We start from the raw sequence: 13,737 nt of genomic DNA, 5'->3' as shown, positions 1-13,737 counted from the left end.
GGGTAGGTCTAGTGAGTGTGCTTATGCTCGTGCGTGGCCATCGGCGGGACCTTCTGCACCGACACTTGCACCTGAACCTTGCCTGCTTTCTCGAAGGTCAGGGTCAGTGGGAATTGCTTGCCATCGGCCAACAGGCTGCGGTCTTTGAGGCCCAGCAGCATCACGTGATAAGCCATCGGCGCGAAGGTCAGCTCACCCTTGGCCGGTACGGCAACGCTGGGCACTTGCTGCATCTTCATCAAGTCGCCTTGCATCACATGCTCGTGCAGCTCGGCTTTCTCCGCGACGCTGGTTTCAACGCTGAGCAGGCGATCCGGAGCAGCCCCGGTGTTATGAATCACAAAGTAGGCCGCCACGGTCGGCGCATTCGGTGGCAGCTCCTGGGACCAGGGATCGCTCACCAACAGGTCGCCGGCCTTGTAGTCATCGGCATTGGCAGCACTGAACACCGGCAACAGCAACGCAGCCAGAAGCAGGGAAGATTTAAGCATGGCAGTTCTCCAGAACGGTTCTAAACGCAGTTCACTTGCGAAGAAGATCAGACCGTTGGGGAGGCGCGAGGGTTAAGGCTTGGCCATTGCTGGCGCGGGGTGGGATTGCGCAATAAGCGTGGCGGCAGGCTCTGCACCGCCTCGAAGCGCGTCACATACAGCTGCGGCACATGCCCCGGCAACGCCACCAACGGCGCCGAGCCCGAGCAACACCAGCAATGCTGCATGGCAGAGTGATCGTCCGGCGCTGCCGGGATTTCCAGCTTGCCCAGGGCAATCGCCTTCAGGCTGGCACCATTGGACGAACAGAACCCACCCCACATCAGACGCTTGACCGGATCATCAGTCTGCTGCATCGCACTGGCCAACGGCATGGCAAACGCATTGAACAGCACTGCAAGGCAGGCGATCCAGGCAATTGCAAAGCGTTGACGGGCCATGGCGGATAATCCGTAGGGTTAAACGATCAGGGGGTATTTAGCCTGATCGGGGGGGATAAGTAAAAAGGGGCGGTGTGGTTTGGTGTCGCAGTGCTGGATTTGAGCGTAGACGGGAATTGAGTGGATGAGGATCTTCAGGGCTGCGCAGGTCAAATGTGGGAGGGGGCTTGCTCCCGATCGCGGTGTGTCAGTTACTGATTTGTGGCTGATCCGCCGCCATCGGGAGCAAGCCCCCTCCCACATTAGGTCGGTGTTGCTCAGAAGGGGTGTATTGCCTGTAGCACCGCAGCTACGGTGGTGAACTCTCGATCCACCGCCGCCAGCACCGGCCGCTTCAGCACCAATACCGGCACGCCACGCTCACGCGCCACTTCCAGCTTCGGTTCAGTGGCGGTGCTGCCGCTGTTCTTGCTGATCAGTACATCGATCCTGCGCCGTTCGAATAAAGCCCGCTCATCCTCGATCAGAAACGGTCCGCGCGCGCCGATCACTTCACACCGCGCATTCCCCGGATAAACGTCCAGTGCGCGCAGCGTCCAGAACTGATCGGCGGGGATTTCCTCCAGATGCTGCAAGGGTTCGCGACCCAAGGTGAACAATGGGCGCTTGAAGGGCTTCAACGCGGCTATCAGGGCGGCCCAGTCAGGCACTTCCCGCCAGTCATCCCCCACTTGCGGCTGCCACGCCGGACGTCGCAACGCCCAGCAAGGCACATCGCTCAAGCGCGCCGCCTGGGCCGCGTTGTGGCTGATCTGCGCCGCATACGGATGCGTGGCATCGAAAATCAGGCTGATGCGTTCATCACGAACAAACTGCGCGAGCCCTTCAGCGCCTCCATAACCCCCGACTCGAACCTGGCAGCTCAGGTCGGTCGGCACACGGCCCACGCCCGCCAGGCTGTAGATATGCTCAGGCCCCAGGGTGCGGGCAATGGCCAGCGCCTCCGTCACGCCACCCAGCAACAGAATCCTTTTCATAGGGGCTTGATCACTTCCAATAGCGTGATCGGCAATGCCTGGCGCCAGGTATCGAACTCGCCCAATGGCTGCGCCTGGGCCACGTGGATGCGGGTCAGTTCGCCGCCATGCTCGGCGCGCCAGTTCATCAAGGTCATTTCGCTTTGCAGGGTCACGGCATTGGCCACCAACCGTCCACCGGGGCGCAGGTGTTGCCAGCAGGTGTCGAGCACGCCTTCGCGGGTGACGCCGCCGCCGATGAAGATGGCGTTCGGTGCTTCCAGACCGCTTAACGCATCCGGCGCCTTGCCGCGAATCAGCTGCAGGCCGGGCACGCCGAGGGCGTCGCGGTTGTGTTCGATCAGGCTTTGGCGGCCTGCGTCGGCCTCGATTGCCACGGCGCGGCAGCTTGGATGCGTGCGCATCCATTCAATGCCGATGGAGCCGCTGCCCGCGCCCACGTCCCACAGCAGTTCGCCGGGCATGGGGGCGAGGCGGGCGAGGGTCATGGCGCGCACGTCGCGTTTGGTCAGTTGGCCATCGTGCTTGAAGGCCGCGTCGGGCAAACCTGCAAGGCGTGACAGACGTGGTGCGTTGGCATCCGCCAGGCAGTCGATGGCGACCAGGTTCAAAGCGGCAACCTCGGCGTGTTCCCAGGATTGCGCGTGCCCGTCGATGCGCCCCTCAGCCGGGCCGCCCAGGTGTTCAAACACAGTAATCCGGCTGGGGCCGAAACCGCGTTCGGCCAACAACGCAGCCATCAAAGCGGGGCTGCTGCCGTCATTGCTCAAGACCAACAAGCGCACGCCAGCGGCCAGATGCGCATTAAGTGCTGCCAACGGACGAGCGACCACCGATAGCGTCACCACCTCCTGCAACGGCCAGCCCAGGCGCGCTGCCGCCAGGGACACCGACGATGGCGCCGGCAAAATCAACAACTCTTCAGCTGCCACTTGCCGGGCCAGGCTGGCGCCGACGCCATAGAACATCGGGTCGCCACTGGCCAAGACGCACACAGGCTCCCCGCGCCGCGACAACACCGGCTCCAGGGAAAACGGGCTCGGCCACACTTGGCGTTCGCCGCGAATACACACCGGCAAAAGGTTCAACTGGCGTTGGCCGCCTATAATCCGCGTGGCGCGCAACAGGGCGTGCCGGGCATTCCTGCCCAGGCCCTTGAAGCCGTCTTCACCGATGCCTACAACCGTCAGCCAGGGCGACATATCAATTCCTTGAGCGACATCCGACGGGCAGGCTTTTCATGCCGCCGGACAAAGCAGGCATAATACCGCGCCTTTACCCGTCAACCGGTAGCCCCGTGAACCCAACGCCCGCTGTGAATACCATGCGCCCCTCGGCTTGTCCGGGGTTGCTGCGTATTGTCCAGGCGTTGGACGGCGGTATTTGCCGGATCAAACTGGCCGGTGGTTCGATCACCGCAGCCCAGGCCAGCGCCGTGGCCGACGCGGCCCGTACGTACGCGGGGGGGATAATCGAGGCGACCAACCGCGCCAACTTGCAGATCCGCGGCATTGGCGCCGAGCAGGACGCCTTGATCGCCAGTTTGCTTGCCGCCGGTCTGGGCCCCAATAACGCTGCCGGTGACGACGTGCGCAACCTGATGCTCAGCCCCGCTGCTGGTATCGACCCGCAGATGCTGTTCGACACCCGCCCGCTGGCCACGCAGATTCTTGCCACCTTGCAAAACCATGCGCGGTTCCACCAGCTGTCGGCCAAGTTCGCGATACAACTCGATGGCGGTGAAGCCCTGGCGATGCTGGAGCATCACCATGACCTGTGGCTGTCGGCGTTTGTGCGCGATGGTCAGACGCTGTTGGCGTTCGGCCTGGCCGGTTGTCCGGGGCTGGATGCGCCCGTGGCGGCAGTGCCGCTGGACCAGGGGCATGCGCTGGTGGTGGCGGTGCTGGAGGCCTTTCTCGACCTGGCGACGCCCGAGCAAACACGTATGCGTCATCTGACTGTGGATAACTTGTTGGGCCGCCTGAGGTTGCCGCTGTTGTCGGCGCAGGGCTTCAAGCGCCCGGCCAGTGGTGCGTTGTTGCACATCGGCAGTTATCCACAGGCCCAAAAGAATCAGTTTTACGTCGCGGCAGTCGCGCCATTGGGCCGCCTGGATTCGCTGATGCTCCAGGGCGCCGCGCAACTGGCCAGCGAGTACGGCGATGGCACGTTGCGCTTCACGCCCTGGCAGGGCGTGCTACTGCCCAACATTGAACGCGTTGGCGCCGTGACCGAACGCCTGGCGCAACTGGGCTTTGTGTGTTCAATCGACCAACCCCTGGCGCGCATGATTGCCTGCACCGGTTCCAGCGGTTGCGGCAAGGGCCTGGCCGATACCAAGGCCGACGCGGTGCAACTGGCCGCCCTGCAACCCGGCGTCGAAGCGCACCTGTCCGGCTGCCCGCGCTCATGCGCCGCCGCGCACACCGCGCCGGTCACGTTGCTGGCGGTGAGCCCCGGCCATTATGACCTCTATTTTCGCGATGCAGCCCACTCGGGTTTCGGTCGGCTGCACGCGCGCACTCTTTCCATTGAAGCGGCGGGCGCCCTGTTACGCGCTCGCCCACGGAGCAACACCGATGATTGATTACATCCGCGACGGTCAGGAGATCTATCGCAACTCCTTTGCCATTATTCGCGCGGAAGCCAACCTGGACCGCATCCCTGCCGATCTGGAAAAACTCGCGGTGCGGGTGATTCATGCGTGCGGCATGGTCGAGGCCATCGACGGTCTGCAATTTTCCGAAGGGGCCGGCAAGGCCGGGCGCGATGCGCTGGCTGCTGGCGCGCCGATCCTGTGTGATGCGCGGATGGTCTCCGAGGGCGTGACTCGTGCGCGTCTGCCGGCCAATAACGAAGTGATCTGCACCCTGCGCGACGACAGCGTGCCGCAGCTGGCGCGGGAGCTGGGCAACACCCGTTCCGCCGCCGCCCTGGAGCTGTGGCGCCCGTACCTGGAAGGCAGCGTGGTGGTGATCGGCAACGCGCCGACCGCCTTGTTCTACCTGCTGGAAATGCTCGACGCCGGCGCGCCGAAACCGGCGCTGATCCTGGGGTTCCCGGTCGGTTTCGTCGGCGCCGCCGAATCCAAGGCCATGCTTGCCGCCGACAGCCGTGGCGTACCCTTCGTGATCATGCAAGGCCGCCTGGGCGGTAGCGCAATGGCTGCCGCCGCCGTCAACGCCCTGGCCACGGAGGTCGAATAATGCAGGTGCGCGGACGTTTGATCGGCCTGGGCGTAGGCCCCGGTGACCCGGAACTGATCACCCTCAAGGCCCTGCGCCTGCTGCGTGAATCGCCGGTGGTGGCGTATTTCGTGGCCAAGGGCAAGAAGGGCAACGCTTTCGGCATCATCGAAGGCCACCTGGTGCCACAGCAGACCCTGATGCCGCTGGTGTACCCGGTCACCACTGAAGCGCTGCCGGCGCCGCTGTCTTATGAACAAGTGATCAGCGACTTCTACGACAACGCCAGCCTCGACGTGGCCGCGCACCTGGAGGCGGGCCGCGATGTGGCGGTGATCTGCGAAGGTGATCCGTTTTTCTACGGCTCCTACATGTACCTGCATGACCGCCTTGCCGAGCGCTACGAAGCCCAGGTAATTCCGGGCGTGTGTTCGATGCTCGGCGGCGCTTCGGTGCTCGGCGCGCCGTTGGTGTATCGCAACCAGAGCTTGTCGGTGCTCTCGGGCGTGTTGCCCCATGATGACCTCAAGCGCCGCCTGGCGGATGCCGATGCCGCAGTGATCATGAAGCTGGGGCGCAACTTCCCGAAGGTGCGCCAGGTGTTGGAAGAGCTGGGCCTGGCCGAACGTGCGTTGTACGTGGAGCGCGCCACCATGGCCAACCAGAAGATCGTGCCGCTGGACCAGGTGGAGCCGATGTCGTCGCCGTATTTCTCGCTGATCATCGTGCCCGGTGAAAGGTGGCAAGGTTGATGACTCCGGCGATTGTGATTCTGGGCCAAGGCAGTTTGGCCACGGCGCGCAAGATCCAGCAGGTTTACCCTGGCGCGTTGATCCACGGCCTGGCCGCTCGGGTTGAAGGGGCGGACCAGAGCTACAGCGAGTTCGGCGCGACGCTGCGCCAGCTCTACCAGCAAGGCACGCCGCTGATTGCCCTGTGCGCGGCCGGCATTGTGATTCGCACCTTGGCGCCGCTGCTGCTGGAAAAAGGCGCGGAACCCGCCGTGCTGGCCGTGGCAGAAGACGGCAGCGCCGTGGTGCCGCTGCTGGGTGGCCTGGGCGGGGTGAATGTGATGGCGCGGGACATCGCCGCTGCATTGGGCGTATCTGCGGCAATCACCACCAGTGGCGAACTGCGTTTTGGCACCTGCCTGCTCAACCCGCCGACGGGGTATCAACTGGCGGACATTGAACTGGGCAAGCGCTTTGTCTCGGACCTTTTGGCCGGTGAATCGGTACGCGTCGAAGGCGTGGCGCCGTGGCTGGATCAAGCCAACCTGGTTCAGGACCCACAGGCGCGCCTGGCGATTCATGTGGGCAGTGCCGAGCGCCCACCGGCAGCGAACGAGCTGCTGATTTATCCACAAAACGTCTGCATTACCTGCAAGCCTGGTGCGCAGTTGGCCGAGCGCGTGCGCACTGCGCTGCATGAGGCGGGGATCGCGGTGCAAGCCGTGGCCTGCCTGTTGGCCAGCGACCTGCAGATGGCCGACGCCTCATTGCATGAAGCTGCGCTGGCGTTGGGTGTGCCGCTGCGTTTTGCCCCGGTGACGCCCGTTGCGGACATCAGCATTACCGTGGCCGAACAGCCCTTGGACGTGTCGCAGGTGGGACGCCCCCGTGGCCGTCTCGCAGTGATCGGCCTGGGTCCCGGCGCGGCCGAGTTGATGGTGCCGGCGGTCAAGGCGGAACTGGCGCGTTGCACCGATGTGCTGGGGTATGAAACCTATGTGCGCATGGCCGGGCCGTTCCGTGACGATCAAGTGCAACACTGCACCGACAACCGCGAAGAAATGCAGCGCGCTCGCCATGCTTTCGAGCTGGCTGCGCAGGGGCGTTCGGTGGTGGTGGTGTCGTCCGGCGACCCGGGTGTATTCGCCATGGCCGCCGCGGTGATCGAGGCGCTGCACGACTCCACGGACCCGGCCTGGCATCAGGTCGACCTGGAAATCCTGCCGGGGGTTTCTGCCTCCCTGGCCACCGCCGCCCAGGCCGGTGCACCCTTGGGGCATGACTTCTGCGTCATGTCGCTGTCGGATAACCTCAAGCCCTGGTCGATCATTGAAAAGCGCCTGGACCTGGCTTCCCAGGCCGATCTGGCCCTGGCGTTCTACAACCCGATCTCGCGTTCGCGGCCCTGGCAACTGGGGCGTGCCCTGGAGATCGTCGGCCTGCACCGCACGCCCGATACGCCGGTGGTGCTGGGCCGCGACATCGGCCGCCCGGGCCAGACGCTACGCGTCACCACCCTGGGCCAATTGACGCCCGAGCAGGTGGACATGCGCACCATGGTGCTGATCGGCTCGTCCACCACCTGCGTGTTCCCGCGTGCCGGTGGCGGGGCGTGGGTGTACACGCCGCGTTGGTACGGCGACAAACCCGCCTCCTGAAAACGGCCCACTGGCCGTCGGAAAGCTCCGAATGACCCAGGGATTCTCCTGATGTTGTTCGGGGCTTTTTCTTTTTTTACGGTGAAAACCGCAAGCCTGCCGGCTGTGCCTTGTGATTGCTGGGCACTGGGTTTTGACCGGTGCCACCAAGGCATGTTTGTCGCATGGAAAGCCCTCCGCCCGCTGGACTAGTGTGAAGGAAAGCCCCATGTCGGGTGCTTGTGGAGAACTGAAAAATGGAGCGACGTCACAGAAGGATCAACACTATCAAACGGCGCAAGCTGATTGCCGCCTACAAGTTGCCGGGGGCACCAGGAGTGCACGCGGCGTTACCCCTGGACACTGACGACGACTGCAATGCGGCGGTGGTCAACAACGGGGTGATTTCCTTCGCCGAGGGGCTATCTGGGCTGAACCGCGAATACATTCGCAAGAGTTACCTGCTGGCCAGCAGTTACGTGAGCGATGTATTGAAAGTACATCGGGGCACCGAGGCGTGGTACGACGAATTTATCAAGGTCATGGTCAGTCTTGGCTGGCTGCCGGTGCGCAGCAGTTTCGAGCGGGTCTCACGCTCCGGCAAGGGGCTGACGGTGCAATTGGCTGCGCTGAATATTATCGGCGCGCTGCTGGCGTCGATGTCACTGTCGGGGCCGCTGGTTACCGCGCTGCCAAAACTGGCCGCCGATGCGCTGGAGGCATTGAAGCGGCAGCCGGCGTCTTTTGATTTGTTCAAGCGCAATAGCGCGGTGCATGAGGGCGGTGACTTCGGCGTGGCGTCCTGCGCCGAAACCAATGGTGAAGTGATGATGGTGCTGGTGACCTTCAGCAGCCACGGCGTGAACAAACAGGTGGGAGTGCCGTTCCTTGAATGGGACAGCTCATCGTTCGAGGCTTTCAGCGGGCAAACCTGCCTGGTGCTGAACACCTCGGTGGTCAACGAAAAAACCATCCAGCTGATGCGCGAAAGCGCCGGTGACAAGGTGCAGCTGGCGATTGCCAAATACCGGATCTAAGGCACCAGGTAGCCGCGAACCCCGGTAAAAATGATTTGCGCGGCCAGGGCGCATACGAACAGGCCCATCAACCGGCTGACAATCTGCAAGCCCTGGTCGCCGAGAATCCGTTCGATACGGTTGGACAGGTACAGCACCACACCCACTGTGAGGCTGGCCAAGGCGATGCTGAGGATGGCGGTGAGCTTGTCGTCCCAGTGGGGCTGGCTCACGCCCATCACCAGCAGCGCACCGATGGTGCCTGGGCCGACAGTGAGCGGGATGGTCAGCGGCACGATGGTCACGTCCTGCTGCACGTTGTCGGTCTGCACCGCCGACTTGCCCTGAGCCATGCCCAGGGCCGAGATAAACAACACGCTGCCGGCGCCGATACGGAACGCGTCCACGGTAATGCCGAACACGCTGAAAATCACCCTGCCGAACAGGTAGAGCAACACGCTCGATACCAGGGTCGCCAGTGCGACTTTCCAGGCCAGGCGCCGACGTTCCTTGCTGGAATAGCCACGGGTCAGGCTGATAAAGCAGGACAGCACAAAAAACGGGCTGTAGAGCACCAGCATCTTCAGGTAAACGCTGAATAACACATGGAGCATGGGGGCGGCTCGCGGGCGGGGGAAGTGTGGAGGAGTCTATCCGACAGAGATCAAATGTGGGAGCTGGCTTGAACTGCGATAGCCATAGGTATCTAAACAATTTTGTAGGTTGTAGCAGCCGACGGTAACCACGATGCGAAGCGAGTCGCTTTTGATCTTAGGCGCCCCGTTAAACCACGCTGGCCGGAATTCGACAGGGATTTGGCGGCGGCCCCCCAAATCCATGGCGGATTACGGGCACACCGAGCCTAAGCGAGGTGCCAAGTGGTGGGGCAAGAGCGTTTGGGTTACTTCTGCGCTTTTCAAAAGTGACCCGCTGTAAAAGCGGAACCCTAAGTGGCCGTTACCGCAGGAATGGATATGTACTCGGTATAACTGTGTCGGCTGTCAGGCCGCCTTCGCGAGCAAGCCCGCTCCCACAGGGGATGGTATTTCAAATCAGGAAATGGTGCTGCGCTCAGGAAGCTTTTGGCGCTGCACTACCCAGTAATCCACCAGCTCGCGCAACTGTGATAGCTCCACCGGCTTGGCCATATGCCCGTCCATGCCGGCCTGGCGTGCGCGTTCTTTATGTTCCGAAAGAATATGCGCCGTGAGCGCTACCACCGGCGTGCGTACGCGCTGGTGGCTGACTTCCCAAGCGCGCAGCTGCTGCGTGGCAGAGAATCCATCGAGGACTGGCATTTCACAATCCATCAACACCAGGTCATAGCGCTGGGCTTTCATCGCTTGCAGGGCTTCTTCGCCGTTGCTGGCGGTGTCCGGGTTGAGGTTGAGTTTGCCGAGCATGCCGCGAATCACTTTGGTGGAGATGCTGTTGTCTTCGGCTACCAGGATGCGGAAATCGCTCGGCACGGTCACCGCCACCGGTGCGCTGGGGGCGGGGCGTGGAATGGCTGCGCCTTTGCTGCGCTGGGCCAGTTCGTCGGCCAGGGTCGTCTTGAGCGTATAACCGGCCACGGGTTTGGCGAGGATGCGCTTGATCCCGCAGTTTCGCGCGATGATCTTGCTCGGCGCGTTGCTGATACCGGTGAGCATGATCAGCAGGATGTCGTGGTTCAGGCTCGGGTCTTCCTTGATCTTCGCCGCCAGTTGCATGCCGGTCATGCCCGGCATGTTCTGGTCCAGCAGCACCACGTCGAAGTAATCGCGCAGGTGTGCCTTGGTGCGCAGCAGCGCCAGGGCCTCCTTGCCGGACGGCACGGCGCTGACATTCAGGCCCCAGGCCGAACATTGCTGCACCAGTACTTTGCGGCAGGTGTCGTTGTCGTCCACCACCAGCACGCGGGCGTCCTTGAGCGGGCCGTCGAGATCCGACGTCGGGTGCTCCAGGCGCTCCGGGTCCAGCGGCAGGGTCAGCCACAAGGTGCTGCCCTGATGGCTGCCACTCTTGATACCGAATTCGCCGTTCATCAGCAGGATCAACTGGCGGGCAATGACCAGGCCCAGGTGACCGCTCAGGCGTGTCGCCGAGAGGAAGTTCTTGCTGTGCAGTTCGCTGTGCAGCAGCGCGTCGCGTTCGGCGGCTTCCATCGGCACGCCGCTGTCCTGCACGGCAATGCGCAAACGGGGCTTGGTGCTGCGCTCGTCGAGGGCCACGACGATCAGCACTTCGCCTTCATCGGTCTTGTGCAGGGCGTTCTCCAGCAGGCTCAACAACGCCTGGCGCAGGCGCGTCGGGTCGCCGCTGATCACGCGTGGCACCTGGGGCTGGATAAAGCTGATCAGCTCGACATTCTGCTGCTCGGCCTTGGCGCGAAAGATACTCAGGCAGTCGTCGATCAACGCGTTGAGGTCGAACTGCACATCATCGAGTTCGATCTGCCCGGACTCCAGCTTGGAAATGTCGAGAATCTCGTTGATCAGGGTGAGCAGCTCGTTACCGGCGCTGTGGATGGTCTGCACGTAGTCGCGCTGCTTCACCGACAGCGGCGTACCCAATAGCAGTTCGGTCATGCCCAGCACGCCGTTCATGGGCGTGCGGATTTCATGGCTGATCTTCGCCAGGAACTCCGCCTTGGCGGCGATTTCGGCGTTGCTGGCGGCCAGGTCGCGGCTCAGGCTGAAGCGCGTTTCGACAATCGCGCGCTGGCGTTCGCCCAGGGCCAGGCTCATCAACAGGCCGCTGAGGCAGATGAAACCCAGCAGGGTGACGATCAGGCCCTGCGGCGCCACCAGGGTGAGGCCGAGCAGGGCGGGAAGAATGATCAGTGTGCCAATGTTGAATACCACCATCGCCGCCACGAACAGACGTGCCGGGCGGTAGCCTTTTTGCCAATGGTAGGCCGAGACAAACAACATGCTCAGGCCGGCCAGTGCCACCAGGGCATAGGTGATGATGTTCAGTGGCAGGGTATTGACGAACAACAACAGCAGACCGCACAGCACGATCAGCAGGATATCGGCCATCAACACCTTGTTCAGCGGGTGCGGGCCCAGGGGCATGAAGAAGCGGTAGGCGAACATCAACCCGCAAGGTGCGGTCAGCAACAGGGCGAGGTAGGCGCCAGGGGTCTGGATCGCGTGCCAGTTCGGCAGCCATGGCCCCACCAGGTTGAGCAGCAGCGCCAGGCTGAGCATCAACAGCAATTCGCAGGCGGCCAGCCACAGGCTGCTGCGCGAGCGGTGGTAGGCGAAGCGCGTGAGGTTGTGCAGGATCAGCATCAGCAGCACGCCGAACAGCAGGCCGTAGATCAGCGTCTGGTTCTGGTTGGCGGCGGCCAGTACTGCAGGTTCCAGGGTGATGTAGGGGCGCAGTTCGTGTTCCGAGACCAGGCGCAGGTACACCTCAAGAGGTCGTGGGCTCTGGGGCATCGGCAGCATGAAATCGCTGCTGGGCAGCGGGCGTTCAACCTGGGGTTGGCGCGTGCCGGTGGTTTGTTGCTCCACCAGGGTATCGCCGTCCAGTACATACAGGCTCAGGCTGGAAAGATCCGGGGCAAAGACCCGCAGCACTTGTTCGTGCTTGCCGGGCTGCAGCCTGAAGCGCACCCACAACGCACCGTCCGGCTGCGCGGCAGTGATCCGGTCCAGTTCGATGGGGCTGAATTGATTGGTGTAGCGGGCGGAACGGATGTCGCTCAGTTGCAGGTCGGCCTGTTCATCAAGCAATACCGCCCAACCACTGCCTTGTGCGGCGGCCTGGGCCGGGAGCAGGCAGAGCAGGGTCAGCAAGCTGACTGTGAAACCTATGGCGATCCTGAGCCAGCGCACGGCGAAATCCCTTCGTAGGTTGATGCACGGGTTAACTATGCGCGGGGCGACATGTGTACGGCAAGGGCCAAAGGCCCTTACCTAACCGAACGGATAGCTACTGCAAGTGTAGCTCTCAGCTGTTCTCGCCGCGTTCACGGGCAATGGCACGGTAGCCGATGTCGGTGCGGTAGAAACAACCTTTCCAGTCGATTTTCGCAGCCAGCTTGTACGCCTGCTGTTGTGCTGCATCGACACTGGCACCCATTGCGGTGGCGCACAACACACGGCCACCTGCGGTTACAACTTTGCCGTCCTTGAGCGCGGTGCCTGCGTGGAACACCTTGCCTTCCAGCGCAGCGGCGGCATCCAGACCTTCAATCACATCGCCCTTGGCGTAATCGGCAGGGTAACCACCGGCCGCCAGCACGATGCCGACGCTCGGGCGTGGGTCCCACTGTGCTTCGACCTTATCCAGCGCTTGGGCCAGCGCCGCTTCCACCAGCAGCACCAGGCTAGATTGCAGGCGCAGCATCACCGGTTGTGTTTCCGGATCGCCGAAACGGCAGTTGAACTCGATGACTTTCGGGTTACCGGCTTTGTCGATCATCAGGCCGGCGTAGAGGAAACCGGTGTAGACGTTGCCTTCGTCGGCCATGCCGCGCACGGTCGGCCAGATCACCAGGTCCATGACGCGCTGATGCACATCGCTGGTGACCACTGGCGCCGGGGAGTAAGCACCCATGCCGCCAGTGTTCGGGCCGCTGTCGCCATTGCCGACGCGCTTGTGGTCCTGGCTGGTGGCCATGGGCAGTACGTTCTTGCCGTCGACCATTACGATGAAACTGGCTTCTTCGCCGTCGAGGAATTCCTCGATCACCACGCGCGAACCTGCATCACCAAAGGCATTGCCGGCGAGCATGTCGCGCACGGCGTCTTCGGCTTCCTGCAGGGTCATGGCGACGATCACGCCTTTACCGGCAGCCAGGCCATCGGCCTTGATCACGATCGGTGCGCCTTTTTCGCGCAGGTAGGCGAGGGCCGGCTCGATCTCGGTGAAGTTCTGGTAGTCGGCGGTGGGGATCTTGTGGCGTGCCAGGAAATCCTTGGTGAAGGCTTTCGAGCCTTCCAACTGGGCGGCGCCAGCGGTCGGGCCGAAGCAATCCAGGCCACGGCTGCGGAACAGATCGACGACGCCGGCAACCAGTGGCACTTCCGGGCCGACGATGGTCAGGGAAACATTCTTCTCGGCAAAATCTGCCAGTTGCTCAAGGGCCAGTACGTCGATGGCGACGTTTTCGCACTTGGCCTCGATGGCGGTACCGGCGTTGCCGGGGGCGACGAAGACTTTCTGGACACGTGGGTCCTGGGCAACTTTCCAGGCCAGGGCGTGTTCACGGCCACCGCTGCCAATGATCAAAACATTCATTTCAAAAACCTCGGATGAAGCAAAT

At 62.8% G+C, this 13,737-nt stretch carries 12 protein-coding genes; 5 read left to right on the top strand and 7 right to left on the bottom strand.

From position 1 onward, the window contains the following. Positions 1 to 8: 8 nt before the first annotated feature. From JH25_RS15665 to JH25_RS15680, 4 genes are all read right to left on the bottom strand, one after another. Positions 9 to 491, bottom strand: a complete 483-nt coding sequence (locus tag JH25_RS15665; protein WP_032878127.1) for a copper chaperone PCu(A)C — start codon at positions 489 to 491, stop codon at positions 9 to 11. Positions 492 to 538: 47 nt separating this feature from the next. After that, positions 539 to 931, bottom strand: a complete 393-nt coding sequence (locus tag JH25_RS15670) for a DUF2946 domain-containing protein (RefSeq protein ID WP_005784364.1) — start codon at positions 929 to 931, stop codon at positions 539 to 541. Positions 932 to 1,188: 257 nt separating this feature from the next. Continuing rightward, the gene (locus JH25_RS15675) at positions 1,189 to 1,908 is read right to left on the bottom strand and encodes a cobalt-precorrin-6A reductase (RefSeq protein WP_032878126.1); all 720 of its coding nucleotides are present in this window, start codon (positions 1,906 to 1,908) and stop codon (positions 1,189 to 1,191) included. Further along, on the bottom strand, positions 1,905 to 3,110 hold the full coding sequence (locus JH25_RS15680; RefSeq protein ID WP_032878124.1) for a bifunctional cobalt-precorrin-7 (C(5))-methyltransferase/cobalt-precorrin-6B (C(15))-methyltransferase: 1,206 nt from the start codon (positions 3,108 to 3,110) through the stop codon (positions 1,905 to 1,907). The genes JH25_RS15675 and JH25_RS15680 overlap by 4 nt, the downstream gene beginning before the upstream one ends. A 38-nt stretch (positions 3,111 to 3,148) precedes the next feature. On the opposite strand from JH25_RS15680, the gene cobG reads away from it, so the two are divergent. The 5 genes from cobG to JH25_RS15705 all read left to right on the top strand — a co-directional run bounded on the left by cobG (position 3,149) and on the right by JH25_RS15705 (position 8,498). Beyond that, the gene (gene cobG, locus JH25_RS15685) at positions 3,149 to 4,495 is read left to right on the top strand and encodes a precorrin-3B synthase (protein WP_032878123.1); all 1,347 of its coding nucleotides are present in this window, start codon (positions 3,149 to 3,151) and stop codon (positions 4,493 to 4,495) included. Next, a complete protein-coding gene (locus tag JH25_RS15690; RefSeq protein WP_032878122.1) occupies positions 4,488 to 5,114 on the top strand; it encodes a precorrin-8X methylmutase in 627 nt (208 codons plus the stop codon). The genes cobG and JH25_RS15690 overlap by 8 nt, the downstream gene beginning before the upstream one ends. After that, positions 5,114 to 5,845: a precorrin-2 C(20)-methyltransferase gene (locus tag JH25_RS15695; RefSeq protein WP_032878120.1), complete on the top strand. Its 732-nt coding sequence runs from the start codon at positions 5,114 to 5,116 to the stop codon at positions 5,843 to 5,845. The genes JH25_RS15690 and JH25_RS15695 overlap by 1 nt, the downstream gene beginning before the upstream one ends. Continuing rightward, positions 5,845 to 7,482, top strand: coding sequence for a precorrin-3B C(17)-methyltransferase (cobJ, locus tag JH25_RS15700; RefSeq protein ID WP_032878119.1), 1,638 nt, complete (start codon positions 5,845 to 5,847; stop codon positions 7,480 to 7,482). Before JH25_RS15695 ends, cobJ begins: the two co-directional genes overlap by 1 nt. Before the next feature lie 236 nt (positions 7,483 to 7,718). Further along, the gene (locus JH25_RS15705; RefSeq protein WP_032878118.1) at positions 7,719 to 8,498 is read left to right on the top strand and encodes a hypothetical protein; all 780 of its coding nucleotides are present in this window, start codon (positions 7,719 to 7,721) and stop codon (positions 8,496 to 8,498) included. Here JH25_RS15705 and JH25_RS15710 read toward each other — a convergent pair. From JH25_RS15710 to purD, 3 genes are all read right to left on the bottom strand, one after another. After that, positions 8,495 to 9,091, bottom strand: a complete 597-nt coding sequence (locus tag JH25_RS15710; protein ID WP_003171467.1) for a MarC family protein — start codon at positions 9,089 to 9,091, stop codon at positions 8,495 to 8,497. The two genes, JH25_RS15705 and JH25_RS15710, sit on opposite strands and share 4 nt — an antisense overlap. 438 nt (positions 9,092 to 9,529) lie before the next feature. Beyond that, entirely contained in the window at positions 9,530 to 12,304 is a 2,775-nt protein-coding gene (locus tag JH25_RS15715; protein WP_032878117.1) for a hybrid sensor histidine kinase/response regulator, read from the bottom strand. Between the two features lie 115 nt (positions 12,305 to 12,419). Next, positions 12,420 to 13,712, bottom strand: a complete 1,293-nt coding sequence (gene purD / locus JH25_RS15720) for a phosphoribosylamine--glycine ligase (protein WP_032878115.1) — start codon at positions 13,710 to 13,712, stop codon at positions 12,420 to 12,422. Between the last annotated feature and the right edge of the window lie 25 nt (positions 13,713 to 13,737).

Origin of the sequence: Pseudomonas sp. BRG-100 (assembly GCF_000737955.1) — a bacterium.
GTDB lineage: Bacteria > Pseudomonadota > Gammaproteobacteria > Pseudomonadales > Pseudomonadaceae > Aquipseudomonas > Aquipseudomonas synxantha_A.
The sequence above is the reverse complement of the archived record's forward strand: the minus strand, read 5'-3'. Positions and strand labels throughout refer to the sequence as shown.